We start from the raw sequence: 14705 nt of genomic DNA, 5'->3' as shown, positions 1-14705 counted from the left end.
CGCTTTACATCGCCTTGTTCGGATTGATCAGGAATTTCTCGCCGGTGGCGCGCTTGCCGTAAACGGCGATGTTGTCGAGTTGCAAGGCCTCCTGCAGCGACACCACCTTGGTGTAGTGGCTGGCGAAGGTGGTCTTCAATTCCGCCAGCACGCGCTGGCGCAGCTTGTTGCCCGCCTCCGGTCCGATCTTCATCAGGAACGGGAACAGCAGCCAGCCACCGACGCCCCAGGCCATGCCGAAGCCGCGCGGCAGTTCGATCGACCGGGTGTCGAGGCTGCCATAGACGTAGACCTGCTTGTGCACGCTGGATCCATAACGGCTGTAGGCCTTTGCGCTCCTGTTGATGGCGGCCTCCATCGCGACCAGGATCTGGCCTGCGAGCTTGCCGCCGCCGATCGCATCGAAGGCGATGGTCGCGCCGGTCTCGACCAGCGCGTTGGTGAGATCGTCGGTGAAGCCCGGCGCGGTGGAATCGACGACGTGCTTCGCACCGATCTTGTGCAGGATGTCGGCCTGCTCCTTGCTGCGCACGATGTTGACGAGACCAATCCCGTCCTCGAGGCAGATCTTGTTGAGCATCTGGCCGAGATTGGATGCCGCCGCCGTGTGCACCAGCGCCTTGTGCCCCTCGCGCCGCATGGTCTCGGTCATCCCGAGCGCGGTCAGCGGATTGACGAAGCAGGATGCGCCTTCGGCCGCGGTGGTGCCATCGGGCAGTGGCAGGCATTCGTTGACCCGCAGCGTGCGGTATTGCGCATACATCGCGCCGCCGATCATCGCGACCGTGCGCCCCATCAGCGCCTTGGCGCTGTCTGAAGACCCGGTCCGGATCACCACACCGGCGCCCTCATTACCGACAGGCATGGAGTCGTCGAGCCGCGCCGCCATGGCGCCCATCGCCGCCTCGGGAACCCGGGCCGTCACCACCGGCAGCTCACGAGTACCAGAGACTTTCGCGGTCGACATGTCGGCTGGGCCGATCAGGAGGCCAAGGTCGGACGGATTGATCGGCGTCGCCTCGACGCGGACCACGACCTCGTCGGGGCCCGGCTCGGGGGTCGGGACGTTCACGAGCGATAGTTCAAGCTCACCGTTCCGCTTGAGCAGCGAGCGCAATTGCAGACCGCTTTTACCGTCACTCATCCCGACCTCCCCTTTTTGTGTTTGTTCAAGTTTGGATCAGTTGGGGCGCTAAGCGAGCGCCTTCAAGGCCGACCTGCCGGCATATTTCGCCTGCGGGCCGAGCTGCTGCTCGATGCGCAGCAACTGGTTGTACTTGGCGGTGCGATCTGAACGGGCCAGCGAACCGGTCTTGATCTGCCCGCAATTGGTGGCGACCGCGAGATCGGCAATGGTGGAATCTTCCGTCTCGCCGGAGCGGTGCGACATCACCGACGTATAGCCGTATTTGTGGGCGAGCTCGACGGCGGCCAGCGTCTCGGTGAGCGTGCCGATCTGGTTGACCTTGATCAGGATCGAATTGCCGCGTCCGTTCTTGATGCCGTCGGCAAGGCGCGTCACGTTGGTGACGAACAGATCGTCGCCAACGAGCTGGCACTTCTTGCCGATGGCGTCGGTCAATTCCTTCCAGCCGTCCATGTCATCCTCGGACATGCCGTCCTCGATGGTGACGATCGGATAGCGGCCGACGAGATCGGCGAGGTATTTGACCTGCTCCGAACGCGAGCGAGTCTTGTTCTCGCCGCCATAGACGTAAGAGCCTTCCTTGAAGAATTCGGTGGAGGCGCAGTCGAGGCCCAGCATGACGTCGTTGCCCGCCTTGTAGCCGGCCTTGCCGATCGCGTTCATGATGAAGTCGAGCGCGGCATCGGCGGTCGGCAGGTTCGGTGCGAAACCGCCCTCGTCGCCCACATTGGTGTTGTGGCCGGCCTTCTTCAGTTCGGCACGCAGCGTATGGAAGATTTCCGAGCCGCAGCGCAGCGCCTCGGCGAAGGTCCCGGCGCCGACCGGAAGGATCATGAACTCTTGGAAGTCGATCGGATTGTCGGCGTGCACGCCGCCATTGATGATGTTCATCATCGGGACCGGCAGCGTCCGCGCCGAAGTGCCGCCGACGTAGCGATAGAGCGGCATATCGTGGGCTTCGGCCGCAGCCTTCGCGCAGGCGAGCGACACACCGAGGATGGCATTGGCACCCAATCGGCTCTTGTTCGGCGTGCCGTCGAGATCGATCATGACTTGGTCGATCGCGACCTGGTCTTCGACGGCGCAATCGCTCAGCGCCTCGAAGATCTCGCCGTTGACGGCCTCAACGGCCTTCTGCACGCCCTTGCCGAGATAGCGCGATTTGTCGCCATCGCGCAGTTCCACCGCCTCATGCGCACCAGTGGAGGCGCCGGACGGCACCGCGGCGCGGCCGATCGACCCGTCCTCGAGCACCACATCGACCTCGACCGTGGGATTTCCGCGGCTATCAAGGATTTCGCGGCCGATGATGTCGATGATGGCAGTCATGTGAACCTCTTATGGCAGTGAGGGGTCGGATGGCGCTGCTTCTAGCGCAATGCATCGAGGGGGAAAAGGCCGGGTGACTGCTCCGCCATTGCCGTCCTTTGCATGGGGTTGATTTGCAGAAAAACCGATTTCCACTTTTTCGGATCATGCTCTATGAGAGCCAAACGGAGACCCTAATGGCGAAGAAGCCCAGCAAATCAACCACCTCCCCCGACCTGCAACTCGGCCGTGCGGTGGAATGGCCCGACGCGCCGGAGAAGGCGAAGCTCGATCGCGTTCCCAACCCCCAGGCTGGTACCGATTATCTGGTACGCTTCACCATCCCCGAATTTACCTCGATCTGCCCGGTGACGGGACAGCCGGATTTCGCACATTTGGTGATCGACTTCGCGCCGGGACGCTGGCTGCTCGAATCCAAATCGCTGAAACTCTACGCCGCAAGTTTCCGCAACCATGGCGCGTTCCATGAAGATTGCACCGTCATGATCGGCCGCCGGATCGCAGACGAGATCAAGCCGAAATGGCTGCGCATTGGCGGCTACTGGTATCCACGCGGCGGCATCCCGATCGATGTGTTCTTCCAGACCGGGCGATTGCCGAAAGGCCTTTGGGTTCCCGATCAGGGTGTCGCGCCCTACCGCGGACGCGGCTAGCCCGATCCGCAACAAACGAGGGCTTCAACCACGCAGCCGCGCGAGGCGACGCCCGAAGCGGGCAATCAGACGGACGATCTGCGGCGTCAGATAGATCGGAAGCTGGACCAGCGCGAAATACAACCAGGTCATGTCGGGCAGCGAACCTGATTGTGCGGCGGCCATCAGTCCGACGTTGCGATGTCCTGCCGCGAATCCCGTGATGAACGCGTCGTCGCGGCCAAAAGCGCGAAGAACGATGAAGGCGGCTGCAATGCTGCCCAGAGCGATCAGGAACGCTGTGGCCGAGAGGCCGGCGACGAGCCAAGGGTCCGTGAAGGCTCGAACGACAACTCCGTCAAACATTGTGAGACCAAAGAGCGTGAACACGATCAGATTGGCGCCGCTGGTCTCAAACCGATACTTCTCGAGCGTTGCCAGGCCGACTACTCGTCGTATGACGGCCGAGATCATCACCGATCCGCCAATCATGAGCAGCAAATTGCGTCCCAGCAAAAGGCCGTCCACCTCAATGGCTGATCCGGCCACCCACGGCGCGACCAATGGCGCCGTGAACGGCTGGATGATCATAGTGGCCAAAAGTAGCAGCACCGAGAACGTCACGTTCATCTCGAGCACCATCGCCACCGCAGGCGTCGCCATGATTGGTGCGGCAGCAGCCTGAAGGCTCAGCGCCAGCACGAGCCCCGGGTCGAGGTTCTCCCGCCCCACCACCGAAAGCGCCGCCCAGACCAGGGTCGGGATGACCAGGACCACCCACACCAGGCCGCACAGGAGCTTGGCGGGTCGAGCCAGAATTTGTCGCGCGTCGCCGACGTCGATCCGCGCGAACGCGTTGACCAGAAAGACCATGATCATGGCGGGAAGGCCCGGCCGCAAAGCCGTGCCAGCTCCGGGAACGAAGAGTGGCAGCGCGGCGGAGATCAGGAGCGAGACGCTCATGCCGGTTGCCCCCTGTCTGCCTAGAAATGCAAGCCAGCCCATGACTATTCTTCAATCGTCCCATACGCGTCGGCGGGCGCGCGCTGCCGCAGAAATCTCGCACAGACAAAGCCGAGCACAACCATCACCGTCGCCGCCGCGACCAGCGTCGGCGTCTTGCCGGCATGCTGCAGGCCAAACCCGTAGGCGATCGGCCCGACGGTCTGCCCCATGAAGAAAAAGAACGAATGCAGCGACAGCGCCGTGGCGCGCGCCTCGACCGACAACTCGCTGGCGAACACCTGCAGGCAGCCATGGATCATGTAGAAGCCCCAGCCCATCACCACGAGGCCGAGCATTTGCAGCTTCCAGCCTGGTCCGAACGCGACGAAGACAAGCTGCAAACCGACCAGCGTGGCGCCGACCACCATCATTCCCCTGACGCCGAGCCGCGGCAGCAGGCGCGACACCGTCAGCGTGTAGAATAGGCCGCCGATCGCGAAGCCGGCAATGACGATACCGGCAATCGACAGCGAGGTTTCGCCGAGCTGGAACAGGAACGAGGCGATGAAAGGAAACAGCCCGAGCACGCAGCAACCTTCAATAAAGACCGCCGAATAGCAGAAGCGCGCGTTGGGGTTGGTGAAGATGGTGCGGTAGCCATGGCGCAGCGCCGTGAGGCTCGATCGCGGCGCATGGCTCAGCGCGGCGCCGCGAAAGCCCGCGGCCACCGCAAGCGCGACGATGATCACGAGACCGCCGAGCACGGCGAGCACGCCGCGCCAGCCCAGCAAGTCGCCGATCAACCCTGAGGCCGTTGCACCGAGCAGATTGCCGGTCATCGAACCCGCGAGCGTCCGCCCGATCGCGATCTGCCGCTTGTCGGGCCCGACGAGATCGCTGGTCAGCGACAGCGCCACCGGAAACACGCCGCCCGAACCGATACCGGCCAGCACACGGGTGATGAACAGGATCGGAAACGACGTCGAGAGTGCGCCGAGGACGTTGGCGAGCCCGAGCAGCATCAGGCAAATCGTCATCAGCCGCGCCTTGCCGAACAGGTCCGCGGCGGCGCCGATCGCCGGCTGCACGATCGCAAAGGTGAAGGCGAACACCGCAGCGAAGCTCGCGGCGGTCGCGATGCTCACGTCGAAGTCCTCGGCCACATGCGGCAGAACCGGATCGAGCGCGCGCACCGACAGGCTCGCAGCGAACGTCGCCAGCGTGATGACATTGAGGACCGGCGGCATGCCGCTCGTTGCGGTCACCTCTGCATCCGCCCGGTCAGGCAGTCGACTTCGCCAGCGTGTCGAAGGCCATCAGTCGTTTGACGAGCGATTCGAAATCGCGCAGCGGCACCATGTTCGGGCCGTCGGACGGTGCGTGATCCGGGTCCGGATGTGTTTCGATGAACACGCCGGCAACGCCGACGGCAACCGCCGCGCGTGCCAGCACCGGCACGAATTCGCGCTCGCCACCCGACGAGGTGCCCTTCCCGCCCGGCTGCTGCACCGAATGGGTGGCATCGAAGATCACGGGCGCGCCGGTGGTGCGCGCTAGGATCGGCACCGCGCGCATGTCGGAGACCAGCGTGTTGTAGCCGAACGAGGCGCCGCGCTCGGTGACGAGCACATTGGCATTGCCGGCGCCGGTGATCTTGCTGACCACGTTCGCCATGTCCCACGGCGCCAGGAACTGGCCCTTCTTGACGTTGACGACCTTGCCGGTCGCGGCCGCCGCCAGCAGCAGATCGGTCTGCCGGCACAGGAAGGCCGGGATCTGCAGCACATCGACCGCCTGCGCCACGTCGGCGCATTGGCCCGGCTCATGCACGTCGGTGAGCACAGGCAGCCCGAGCGAGGCGCGGATCTCGGCGAAGATCGGCAGCGCCTGCTTAAGCCCGACGCCGCGCGCGGCGGACGCGCTGGTGCGGTTGGCCTTGTCGAACGAGGTCTTGTAGACCAGCCCGATTCCGAGCCTCGCAGCGATCTCCTTCAGCGCAGCGGCAACTTCGAGCGCATGCGCCCGGCTCTCGAGTTGGCAGGGCCCGGCGATGATTTGTAATGGCAGTGCATTGCCGAACCGGACCGACCCAACGGCAACGACGGGCGCGGCGCCCTGCGCGGAAACTTGATTGGTCAAAATGCTGCATCCTTTTGCCGGCGACCATGCAGTCTGGCCCGCGACGGATCAAGCCGTCTTGCGCGATTAACGGGGTTGCGCTGGCGCCGTGGGCTCGGTCGGGCTCGGTTTGATGTTCTCTCGGCAGCACATTCCTGCCATAACCGCCCTTATACGCTGCCCTGGAAGCCTTGGCATGAGGGATCAATGCGCATATCGCTTGGAGTAGTTGCCGCTGCGGCCTTTTCCACGGTTTCAGGCCTCGCCTGTGCACAGAGCAGCAGCCAGCCGGGCGTGGTCACGAGCGGCGCCGCCGGGGTCACCATCAACGGCAAGCCGGCCGCGCGCAGCGGCGACACCACCAGCAATGGCGGCCCGCTCGTGGAAGGCGTCCCCAACGTCCTGATCAATGGCAAGCCGGCCGTCGTCATCGGCGACCGCACGCGTTGCGGCGGCAAGGCCACCTCGGGCAGCCACGGCGTCTTCATCAACGGCAAACCGATGGTCCGCGCAGGCGATCAGACGTCGGGCTGCGCGAACTAGCGCTGCCAAGAACCACGATGCGATCCGGTCGCATCAGACAAGTTCAGCGCGGTCGCTCAGCGCCGCCTCACTTGACCGCCGAAAACGCGGTCGGCACCAGGAGCTGGTTGACGATGTTGAGCACGATCTGACCGTCCTCCTCGGTCTTCGCGCGCGCCGTGATCCATTCCGGGTCGTTCTGGAACGCCGTCCATTTCTTCTCCCGCTCGGCGAGCGACTCCCAGGCCAGCAAATAGGTCAGTTCCTGATTGGATTCGCCGACCAGCGTCGTGAAGAAGCCGGCCTGCCTGATGCCATGCTTGTCCCAAAGCTTGAGCGTGATGGTCTCAAAGCGCTTGAGCAGCGCCGGCAGCCGGCCCGGCAGGCAGCGATAGACGCGGGTCTCGTAGATCATTGGCGATCCTCCCTGATGTGTTGAGCGGGCGGTTATAGCGAGCGGGTTCCCGGCTGTCTTGAGGGGTGGCAACATGGCACCCCTGCCCGCCGCAGGCGGACCATTTTCCGCAATGCTGCGGCAATGTTACCTGCCCTAGAAGGGGCCGTTGCCGACCTGGATCGTGAGGACATGCGGATATTGCTGGTTGAAGACGAGGCGGAGATGGCTGCGGCGCTGGCGCAGGCGCTGAAGGGCTACGACATGGTGGTCGACCATGTCCCGACCCTGGCCGAGGCCGAAGAGGCGATTTCCGCCGACGTGCATGGCGCGGTGCTGCTCGACCGCCAGCTTCCCGACGGCGACGGGCTGGCGCTGATCCCGAAGCTGCGCGCCCGGGCCGACGGCGTGCCGATCATCGTGTTGACCGCGCGCGGCGAACTCGCCGATCGGGTCGCGGGTCTCGACTGCGGCGCCGACGACTACCTGGCCAAACCCTTCGCGGTGGAAGAATTGCTGGCCCGGCTGCGCGCGGTGCTGCGCCGTCCCGCCAGCCTGCAGCTCGACATCATCAGGGCCGGCCGTATCGCCTTCGACACCGGCCATCGCGAGGTCAACGTCGGCGGCCGGCCACTGGAGCTGCCGCGGCGCGAACTCTTGGTGCTCGAGGCACTGCTGCGGCGCATGGGCCGCACCGTGCTGCGCTCGGTGCTGGAAGAAGCCGTCTACAATTTCGACGACGCGATCCAGTCGAACGCGCTCGATACCCACGTCTCGCGGCTCAGACGAAAGCTTGCCGACGCCGATGCCGGCGTCGAGATCCACAGCATTCGCGGCGTCGGCTATCTCTTGAAACAGACGTCATGAGCGAACAAGCCGATCACTATTGCCTGCGCTCGCAATTGAGCTGGCGCCTGGTCACGCTACAGGCGCTGCTGCTGACGATGCTCGTCGTTTGCCTGATCGCCGCTCTGTGCGCGACCGGGGTCCTGGTCGTTCCGCGCGACGAGGATCACGTCATCGCCATCGTGCAGCGCGCGGTCACGCGTGACGCACAGGGCGGCCTGGCGCTGCGTCCGACGGCGGAGCTGAAGGAGCTTCGTGAGAACACGCCCGACCTCTGGTTCCTGGTGCGCGACCGCCAGGGACATTCGTTGTCGGAAGGCACAGTGCCGCCCGAATTCGCCCGGATCGGGGACGCGCTCGACCAGATCAGCCAGGCACGGCTCGGCTGGCAGATGTTCGAGGACGATCCGCGCAAGCCGCCGGCGCGGTTGAAGCGGGTCAATTCCGACGCCGGCCCGGTGCAGGTGCTCACCGCGACACAGGGGCCGATGACCGGCGCCAAGACGGTGCTCGCGACCGCGTTGGCTTTCATGGCCATCGCCCTGCCCGGCCTGCTGCTGATGGCGGCTGCGACCTTCGTGGCGACACCGATCGTGGTGCGGCGCGCCTTTGCGGGGCTTGACACCACAGCGGACCAGGCACGCAAGATCGATTTCCGCGAGCGCGGCAGCCGGCTGTCGGCGGACCACCTGCCGCTCGAAGTCGCGCCGCTGGTCACCGCCATCAACGACGCGCTCAAGCGGCTCGACGACGGCTATTCGCGCCACCAGCGCTTCGTCGCCGATGCTGCGCATGAATTGCGCACGCCGATCGCGATCCTCAACACGCGACTGGAGTCGCTCCCCTCCGGTCCCGAGAAGACGCGGCTGCTCGAGGATGCCGCGCGCCTCGCCACGCTCGCCGAGCAGTTGCTCGACATCCAGCGCTTCGACCAGTGCCGCGATCCGTTTACCCGCATCGATCTGGTTACGGTCGCGCAGAATGTCGCAGCCGACCTCGCGCCGCTTGCGATCGCGGCCGGTTACGAACTGTCGGTGGAGACCGAGGGTAACTGCGTCGAGACGCTCGGCGACCGCGCCGCGCTGGAGCGCGCGCTGACCAATCTGGTGCAGAATGCGATCCAGCATGGCGGCCGGCGCGGCACGATCACCGTCCGCGTCGCCAAGCCTGCGACGATTGAGGTGACCGACGAGGGCAACGGCATTCCCCCGAACCAGCGCACGCTGATCTTCGATCCGTTCTACCGCCTGGCTCCGCTCGATCGCGGTGCCGGCCTCGGACTCAACATGGTGCGCGAGATCGCGCGGCTGCATGGCGGCGATGTTTCTGTGCTCGACGGCCCAACCGGAGGCGCCTGCTTTCGCCTGACATTGCCACCGGCTCCGCTCACGAAGTGACGCCCCCGCGCCCATCACGCAATGCTGTTGCAATGCAGACCCCGCAAAACGGATCACGCCTCGCGATCGAATCGGGGCGCGACGACACATTGCCGGGAATGCCCATGTCACATGATTTCCTCTCCTTCTTCACGGCCTGGATGGCGGCACCTAGCCGCGTCGGCGCGATCGCGCCGTCGGGTGCCACACTCGCCGAGTTGATCACCCGCGACATCACCGCCGACACCGGACCGATCCTGGAGCTTGGGCCGGGGACCGGCGCGTTCACCTATCAGTTGCTGAAGCGCGGCGTGCGTCAGCAGGATCTCACACTGGTGGAGTACGGCTCGGATTTCATTCGGCTGCTGCAGCTTCGCTTTCCTGGCACCCGCGTGCTGTGGATGGACGCATCGCGGCTGGCCTCCGAGCGGCTGTATCGGGGCGCGCCGGTCGGCGCCGTCATCAGCGGGCTGCCGCTGCTCAACATGTCGCCGCGCAAGGTGATCTCGATCGTCAGCGGCGCGTTCAGCTATCTGCGGCCCGGCGGCGCGTTCTATCAATTCACCTATGGCATGCGCTGCCCGGTGCCGCGGCCGATCCTCGACCGGCTCGGCCTGCGCGCCACGCTGGTCGATCGCGCGCTGCTCAACGTGCCGCCCGCCGCGGTGTATCGGCTGACGCGACGTCCGCAATCGCGGTTTGTCGTCCGCGACATCACTCGGACGACGAAGTCTGGTGCTTCAGGGGATGAGAGCAAACGTCAGGCCGACCGCGACTGCGTCACGTCGGTCTGATGCAGGGCGCAAGCGGCGGGCAGAGGGGCGGCTACATCAGCCGGCTCTGCACCAGCGCGGCCTGAATGAAGGATGCAAACAGCGGATGCGGCTCGAACGGCCGCGACTTCAGTTCGGGATGGAACTGGACGCCAATGAACCACGGGTGATCCTCGTACTCGACGATCTCCGGCAGCACGCCGTCGGGCGACATGCCCGAGAAGCGCAGGCCGTGCTGTTCGAGCCGGTTCTTGTAGGCAGTGTTGACTTCGTAGCGATGGCGATGCCGCTCGGAGATCTCGGTCGCGCCGCCATAGACCTGCGAGACCCGGCTGCCGCGCGTCAGCGCCGCGGGATAGGCGCCGAGCCGCATGGTGCCACCGAGATCGCCGCTCTGCGAGCGCTTTTCGAGTTCGTTGCCCCGCAGCCATTCGGTCATCAGACCGACCAGCGGCTCCTTGGTCGGGCCGAACTCCGTCGAGTTGGCCTCCTCGATACCGACCAGATTGCGGGCCGCCTCGATCACGGCCATCTGCATGCCGAAGCAGATGCCGAAATACGGCACGTCCCGCTCCCGCGCGAACTGCGCCGCGCGGATCTTGCCCTCGGCGCCGCGCTGGCCGAAGCCGCCGGGCACCAGGATGCCGTTAACGTGCTCGAGGAACGGTGCCGGGTCTTCGTTCTCGAACACTTCGCTCTCGATCCAGTCGAGATTCACCTTCACCTTGTTGGCGATGCCGCCATGCGAGAGCGCCTCGATCAGCGATTTGTAGGCATCCTTCATGCCGGTGTACTTGCCGACCACGGCAATCGTCACCGCGCCTTCCGGATTGCGGATGCGCTCGTTGATGACGTTCCAGCTCTGCAGCGCCGGCGGGACCTTGGCGGTGATGCCGAACGCAGCGAGCACCTCGTCGTCGAGGCCGGCGGCGTGATAGGCCTCGGGCACTGCGTAGATGTTGTCGACGTCGCGCGCCTCGATCACCGCGCTCTCGCGCACGTTGCAGAACAGGCCGAGCTTGCGCCGCTCCTCCTTCGGGATTTCGCGATCGGTGCGGCACAGCAGGATGTCCGGCTGGATGCCGATCGAGCGCAGCTCCTTCACCGAGTGCTGCGTCGGCTTTGTCTTGAGTTCGCCGGCACTTGGAATGTAGGGCAAAAGTGTCAGGTGAATGTAGACCGCGTGATCCCGCGGCAACTCGTTCTTGAGCTGGCGGATCGCCTCGAAGAACGGCAGGCCCTCGATGTCGCCGACCGTGCCGCCGATTTCGACGAGCACGAAGTCGTACCCGTCATTGCCGTCGAGCACGAATTCCTTGATCGCGTTGGTGACGTGCGGGACCACCTGGATGGTGGCGCCGAGATAGTCGCCACGGCGCTCCTTGGAGATGATGTCCTGATAGATCCGCCCGGTGGTGATGTTGTCGGCCTTGGTAGCCGGCCGCCCGGTGAAGCGTTCATAGTGGCCGAGATCGAGATCGGTCTCGGCGCCGTCGTCGGTCACGAACACTTCGCCGTGCTGATACGGCGACATCGTTCCGGGATCGAGGTTAAGATAGGGATCAAGCTTGCGGAGGCGGACCTTGTACCCGCGAGCCTGCAACAGTGCGCCAAGCGCCGCTGATGCCAGACCCTTTCCGAGCGAAGAAACCACGCCGCCGGTGATGAAGATGTACCGCGCCATGGGACTTTACCTTTAATCCGACTCCAGCGATTCGCAAAACGAATCGCCTGCTCCCGACAAACAACCTGCCGGGCTGTGGGTGACGTTAAATTGGAAGCGATTTCAGTGCACTAATGGGGGTTTTTAATGCAGGACGCCAGAGCGTCATCCTGCATGGCCACCCTGCTTTATTGCGACCTGCTACTGCGATTTGGGCGCCTGCGGACCAGCCGGGGCCTGCTGGCCCTGCTGCTCGTCCGCCTTCTTCAGCGAATCGAGGATGCCACCAGAGGTCGGCGCACTCAGCGGAGCGGACGGCGTGCCGGCCGGCTGCGACTGCGTCGGTGCGCCGGTGCCGATGATCGAGCTCGGCTTGCGGTCATAGCCTGCGTACCAGGACAGGAACAGGCTGGTCACGAAGAAGCCGACCGCGAGGACGGCCGTGGTGCGGGTCAATAGATTTGCCGTGCCACGGCTCGACATGAAGCCGGCGCCGCCCCCCATGCCCAGGCCGCCGCCCTCCGATTTCTGCAGCAGCACGGCGCCGATCAGCACGGCGACGATCATGAGGTGGATGACGATAGCAACAGTCTGCATTGCAAGCCTTCCGTCACAAGCCCGGAAGCGGCCGGACAATCGGCGCTATCGGCTTTACGGGTTTTCGTGAAGTCGCGCCCTGTTACACGATTGGACCGGGCATTGTCACCCCCGAGATAGTCGCAGTGTCAGAGAGCACAAGCGATCCCCGACCGCGCCCCGGCCAGCCCTTGATTGGGATCGCCGATTTCTATTATAATAGACAAATGGACTCTTTGGTAGACGATCTCAGTCAGCGCCTCGCCCAGCGCATCAGGCTCGAGCGCGACGGCCGCGGCTGGTCGCTGGCGGAGCTCGCCGAACGCTCCAGCGTCTCCAAGGCCACGATCAGCAAGATCGAACGCGCCGAGGTCAGTCCGACCGCCGTTGTGCTGGTGCGACTCGCCGCCGCCTTCGATCTCACCCTGGCCGGGCTGATGCTGCGGGCCGAGGGCCAGGGCGAGCGTCTGTCGCGGGCCGCCGCGCAAGCCATCTGGCGCGATCCGGAAACCGGCTATTTGCGCCGGCAAGTGTTCAGCCGCCCGGACCACCCGGTCGAGCTCGTGCGGGTCGAATTGCCGCCCGAGCAGGCCGTCACCCTGCCCGCCTCCTCCTACGCCCACATCCGCCAACTGGTCTGGGTGCTGAGCGGCAGCCTCGTCATCACTGAGGGCGGCGCCCGCCATGTGCTCGCCGCCGGCGACTGTCTCGGCTTCGGGCCGCCGGCGGAGACAACCTTCGCCAACGAGACCAACGCCGGCTGCACCTATGTGGTGGCCCTGGCCCGGAGCTGAAGCATGTCGCCCTTTGCCATCAAACCACTCGATGACACACCGCAGATACGCAATGGGCTCGGCGAATTGCTGGTCGAGACCGTCGCGAGCGGCGGCTCCGTGGGCTTCGTGCATCCCCTGCTGTTCGACGACGCCTGTGTGTTCTGGAAGGATTCGCTTGGCTCAGCGGCACGCGGCGAACGCGTTGTGCTCGGTGCATTCGACGGCGAGGTGCTGATCGGCACCGTGACACTGGTGTTGAAGCTACCGCCGAACCAGCCGCATCGCGCCGAGATCGCCAAGATGATGACGCGCGTCAGCCATCGCCATCGCGGCGCGGCGACGGCGTTGATGCGCACCGCCGAACAGCTTGCGGTCGCGCACGGCCGCACCCTGCTTGTCCTCGACACCGCCGTCGAGGACGGTGCCGCCCCGCTCTATGAAAAGCTCGGCTTTCAGCTCACCGGCGTCATTCCCGACTACGCGCTGAAGCCGCATGGCGGCCTTACCGGGACGATGGTCTACTGGAAACGGATCGGCGCGGTGGCAATCCCGTCGTCCTGAGAAGATGTTGGGACTATATCCTCAATCCAACGCTGTCATCGCCCGGCTTGACCGGGCGACCCAGTACGCCGCGCCCCCTCGGCTCAAGCACTACGGCCTCTGGAATACCGGATCACCCGCATGCGCGGGTGATGACACCGAACCGGCTGAGGAGCCAACCCGTCAGCAGCCGGCGGCGATCGCGAGGAAATCGGACGCTTTCAGGCTGGCGCCGCCGACCAGCGCGCCGTTGACATCGGCGACGGCCATCAGCTCCGCGGCATTCGACGGCTTGACCGAGCCACCGTAAAGGATCCGAATCTTCTCGCCCTCGCCCTTGAAGCGATCGGTGAGCGCGCCGCGAATAAACCGGTGAACGTCCTCGACATCCCTTGCGGTCGGGGTCAAGCCAGTGCCGATCGCCCAGACCGGCTCATAGGCCACCACCAGATTGGCCGAGGTCGATCCGTCAGGCAGCGAGCCCTTGAGCTGGGTGCCGCAGATATCGAGCGTCTTGCCGGCGTCGCGCTGCTCCCGCGTCTCGCCGATGCAGACGATCGCTGTCAGGCCCGCCCGCCAGGCCGCTTCCGCCTTCTGCCGGACCAGCGCATCGGTTTCGCCATGGTCGGCGCGGCGCTCGGAATGGCCGACAATGATGGCGACCGCGCCAAGATCCGCAAACATCTCCGCCGACAGGTCGCCGGTGTGCGCCCCGGACGGCTTGGGATGACAATCCTGGGCACCGACGGCGACCTTTCCGCCACGCGCCTTCCCGGCAAAGGCCCCGACCAGTGTCGCCGGCGGGCACACCAGCAGGTCGGCCTTTCCCGCCAAGCCGCCGGCTCCGGCCAGGACAGCCTCGAACTCGGCCATGGAGGATTTCAGGCCGTTCATTTTCCAGTTGCCGGCGATCAGTGGCCGGATGGCATTGGTCATGTCAGGATTCCCATCGATCAAGCGTCCCCATGCGCTAGCAGAGGCTGTGGCGGACTTCCAGAGAGCGCCTCGCCCCGGCCGCGCGGCGATTGACCGCTTCAATCCGGCCGCGCGCCCAAGGTTGCGGGGGGG

16 protein-coding genes are annotated in these 14705 nt (G+C 65.1%); 7 read left to right on the top strand and 9 right to left on the bottom strand.

What is annotated here, in order from left to right; all coding sequences use genetic code 11:
• Positions 1-4: 4 nt before the first annotated feature.
• Both P6U25_RS17490 and eno read right to left on the bottom strand, forming a co-directional pair.
• Positions 5-1144 (bottom strand): zinc-binding dehydrogenase, encoded by a 1140-nt coding sequence (locus P6U25_RS17490; protein WP_407152357.1) that lies wholly within the window; start codon positions 1142-1144, stop codon positions 5-7.
• A 48-nt stretch (positions 1145-1192) separates the two neighbouring features.
• Positions 1193-2476: a phosphopyruvate hydratase gene (eno, locus tag P6U25_RS17485; RefSeq protein ID WP_407152356.1), complete on the bottom strand. Its 1284-nt coding sequence runs from the start codon at positions 2474-2476 to the stop codon at positions 1193-1195.
• A gap of 176 nt (positions 2477-2652) precedes the next feature.
• Between eno and queF the strand changes: the two genes are divergently transcribed.
• Positions 2653-3129 (top strand): preQ(1) synthase, encoded by a 477-nt coding sequence (queF, locus tag P6U25_RS17480; RefSeq protein WP_407152355.1) that lies wholly within the window; start codon positions 2653-2655, stop codon positions 3127-3129.
• 24 nt (positions 3130-3153) lie between these two features.
• On the opposite strand, the gene P6U25_RS17475 is transcribed toward queF, so the two are convergent.
• Genes P6U25_RS17475 through kdsA form a run of 3 tightly spaced genes read right to left on the bottom strand, consistent with a single transcriptional unit; the run spans position 3154 to position 6192 of the window.
• A complete protein-coding gene (locus tag P6U25_RS17475; RefSeq protein ID WP_407152354.1) occupies positions 3154-4113 on the bottom strand; it encodes a hypothetical protein in 960 nt (319 codons plus the stop codon).
• Positions 4114-4115: 2 nt separating this feature from the next.
• Complete coding sequence (locus tag P6U25_RS17470) at positions 4116-5300, bottom strand: MFS transporter (protein ID WP_407152548.1); 1185 nt, start codon at positions 5298-5300, stop codon at positions 4116-4118.
• A 34-nt stretch (positions 5301-5334) separates the two neighbouring features.
• On the bottom strand, positions 5335-6192 hold the full coding sequence (gene kdsA / locus P6U25_RS17465) for a 3-deoxy-8-phosphooctulonate synthase (RefSeq protein WP_407152353.1): 858 nt from the start codon (positions 6190-6192) through the stop codon (positions 5335-5337).
• Positions 6193-6378: 186 nt separating this feature from the next.
• Here kdsA and P6U25_RS17460 point away from each other — a divergent pair, with 186 nt between their 5' ends.
• Positions 6379-6714, top strand: a complete 336-nt coding sequence (locus P6U25_RS17460; protein WP_407152352.1) for a PAAR domain-containing protein — start codon at positions 6379-6381, stop codon at positions 6712-6714.
• A gap of 67 nt (positions 6715-6781) precedes the next feature.
• Here P6U25_RS17460 and P6U25_RS17455 read toward each other — a convergent pair whose 3' ends face one another.
• Positions 6782-7108, bottom strand: a complete 327-nt coding sequence (locus tag P6U25_RS17455; protein ID WP_407152351.1) for an NIPSNAP family protein — start codon at positions 7106-7108, stop codon at positions 6782-6784.
• 171 nt (positions 7109-7279) lie between these two features.
• Here P6U25_RS17455 and P6U25_RS17450 point away from each other — a divergent pair, with 171 nt between their 5' ends.
• The 3 genes from P6U25_RS17450 (at position 7280) to P6U25_RS17440 (ending at position 10103) form a co-directional block, all read left to right on the top strand.
• Positions 7280-7954, top strand: a complete 675-nt coding sequence (locus P6U25_RS17450) for a response regulator (RefSeq protein ID WP_407152350.1) — start codon at positions 7280-7282, stop codon at positions 7952-7954.
• Positions 7951-9330 carry a sensor histidine kinase gene (locus P6U25_RS17445; RefSeq protein WP_407152349.1) on the top strand — a complete coding sequence of 460 codons (1380 nt, stop codon included), beginning with the start codon at positions 7951-7953 and terminating at the stop codon, positions 9328-9330. The genes P6U25_RS17450 and P6U25_RS17445 overlap by 4 nt, the downstream gene beginning before the upstream one ends.
• A gap of 104 nt (positions 9331-9434) precedes the next feature.
• Positions 9435-10103: a class I SAM-dependent methyltransferase gene (locus P6U25_RS17440; protein ID WP_407152348.1), complete on the top strand. Its 669-nt coding sequence runs from the start codon at positions 9435-9437 to the stop codon at positions 10101-10103.
• Between the two features lie 31 nt (positions 10104-10134).
• Here the strand turns inward: P6U25_RS17440 and P6U25_RS17435 are convergent, their stop codons facing one another.
• Both P6U25_RS17435 and secG read right to left on the bottom strand, forming a co-directional pair.
• On the bottom strand, positions 10135-11766 hold the full coding sequence (locus P6U25_RS17435) for a CTP synthase (RefSeq protein WP_407152347.1): 1632 nt from the start codon (positions 11764-11766) through the stop codon (positions 10135-10137).
• 180 nt (positions 11767-11946) lie between these two features.
• Complete coding sequence (gene secG / locus P6U25_RS17430) at positions 11947-12342, bottom strand: preprotein translocase subunit SecG (RefSeq protein ID WP_407152346.1); 396 nt, start codon at positions 12340-12342, stop codon at positions 11947-11949.
• 206 nt (positions 12343-12548) lie between these two features.
• On the opposite strand from secG, the gene P6U25_RS17425 reads away from it, so the two are divergent.
• Together P6U25_RS17425 and P6U25_RS17420 are read left to right on the top strand one after the other, a co-directional pair.
• Positions 12549-13115: a helix-turn-helix domain-containing protein gene (locus P6U25_RS17425; protein WP_407152345.1), complete on the top strand. Its 567-nt coding sequence runs from the start codon at positions 12549-12551 to the stop codon at positions 13113-13115.
• 3 nt (positions 13116-13118) lie between these two features.
• Positions 13119-13658 (top strand): GNAT family N-acetyltransferase, encoded by a 540-nt coding sequence (locus tag P6U25_RS17420; RefSeq protein WP_407152344.1) that lies wholly within the window; start codon positions 13119-13121, stop codon positions 13656-13658.
• Between the two features lie 162 nt (positions 13659-13820).
• On the opposite strand, the gene tpiA is transcribed toward P6U25_RS17420, so the two are convergent.
• Positions 13821-14573 (bottom strand): triose-phosphate isomerase, encoded by a 753-nt coding sequence (gene tpiA, locus P6U25_RS17415; protein WP_407152343.1) that lies wholly within the window; start codon positions 14571-14573, stop codon positions 13821-13823.
• Positions 14574-14705 lie beyond the last annotated feature (132 nt).

The organism is Bradyrhizobium sp. ORS 86 (genome assembly GCF_045571475.1).
In the GTDB taxonomy this organism is placed as follows: domain Bacteria; phylum Pseudomonadota; class Alphaproteobacteria; order Rhizobiales; family Xanthobacteraceae; genus Bradyrhizobium.
Note: the sequence above shows the minus strand (reverse complement) of the source record. Positions and strands in the feature narration are given on the sequence as shown.

Bases quoted from the DNA above. Each gene is read 5' to 3' on its own strand.
- P6U25_RS17490 (WP_407152357.1), bottom strand. From the start codon at position 1,144: ATGAGTGACGGTAAAAGCGGTCTGCAATTGCGCTCGCTGCTCAAGCGG.
- eno (WP_407152356.1), bottom strand. From the start codon at position 2,476: ATGACTGCCATCATCGACATCATCGGCCGCGAAATCCTTGATAGCCGC.
- queF (WP_407152355.1), top strand. From the start codon at position 2,653: ATGGCGAAGAAGCCCAGCAAATCAACCACCTCCCCCGACCTGCAACTC.
- P6U25_RS17475 (WP_407152354.1), bottom strand. From the start codon at position 4,113: ATGGGCTGGCTTGCATTTCTAGGCAGACAGGGGGCAACCGGCATGAGC.
- P6U25_RS17470 (WP_407152548.1), bottom strand. From the start codon at position 5,300: ATGCCGCCGGTCCTCAATGTCATCACGCTGGCGACGTTCGCTGCGAGC.
- P6U25_RS17460 (WP_407152352.1), top strand. From the start codon at position 6,379: ATGCGCATATCGCTTGGAGTAGTTGCCGCTGCGGCCTTTTCCACGGTT.
- P6U25_RS17455 (WP_407152351.1), bottom strand. From the start codon at position 7,108: ATGATCTACGAGACCCGCGTCTATCGCTGCCTGCCGGGCCGGCTGCCG.
- P6U25_RS17450 (WP_407152350.1), top strand. From the start codon at position 7,280: ATGCGGATATTGCTGGTTGAAGACGAGGCGGAGATGGCTGCGGCGCTG.
- P6U25_RS17445 (WP_407152349.1), top strand. From the start codon at position 7,951: ATGAGCGAACAAGCCGATCACTATTGCCTGCGCTCGCAATTGAGCTGG.
- P6U25_RS17440 (WP_407152348.1), top strand. From the start codon at position 9,435: ATGTCACATGATTTCCTCTCCTTCTTCACGGCCTGGATGGCGGCACCT.
- P6U25_RS17435 (WP_407152347.1), bottom strand. From the start codon at position 11,766: ATGGCGCGGTACATCTTCATCACCGGCGGCGTGGTTTCTTCGCTCGGA.
- secG (WP_407152346.1), bottom strand. From the start codon at position 12,342: ATGCAGACTGTTGCTATCGTCATCCACCTCATGATCGTCGCCGTGCTG.
- P6U25_RS17425 (WP_407152345.1), top strand. From the start codon at position 12,549: ATGGACTCTTTGGTAGACGATCTCAGTCAGCGCCTCGCCCAGCGCATC.
- P6U25_RS17420 (WP_407152344.1), top strand. From the start codon at position 13,119: ATGTCGCCCTTTGCCATCAAACCACTCGATGACACACCGCAGATACGC.
- tpiA (WP_407152343.1), bottom strand. From the start codon at position 14,573: ATGACCAATGCCATCCGGCCACTGATCGCCGGCAACTGGAAAATGAAC.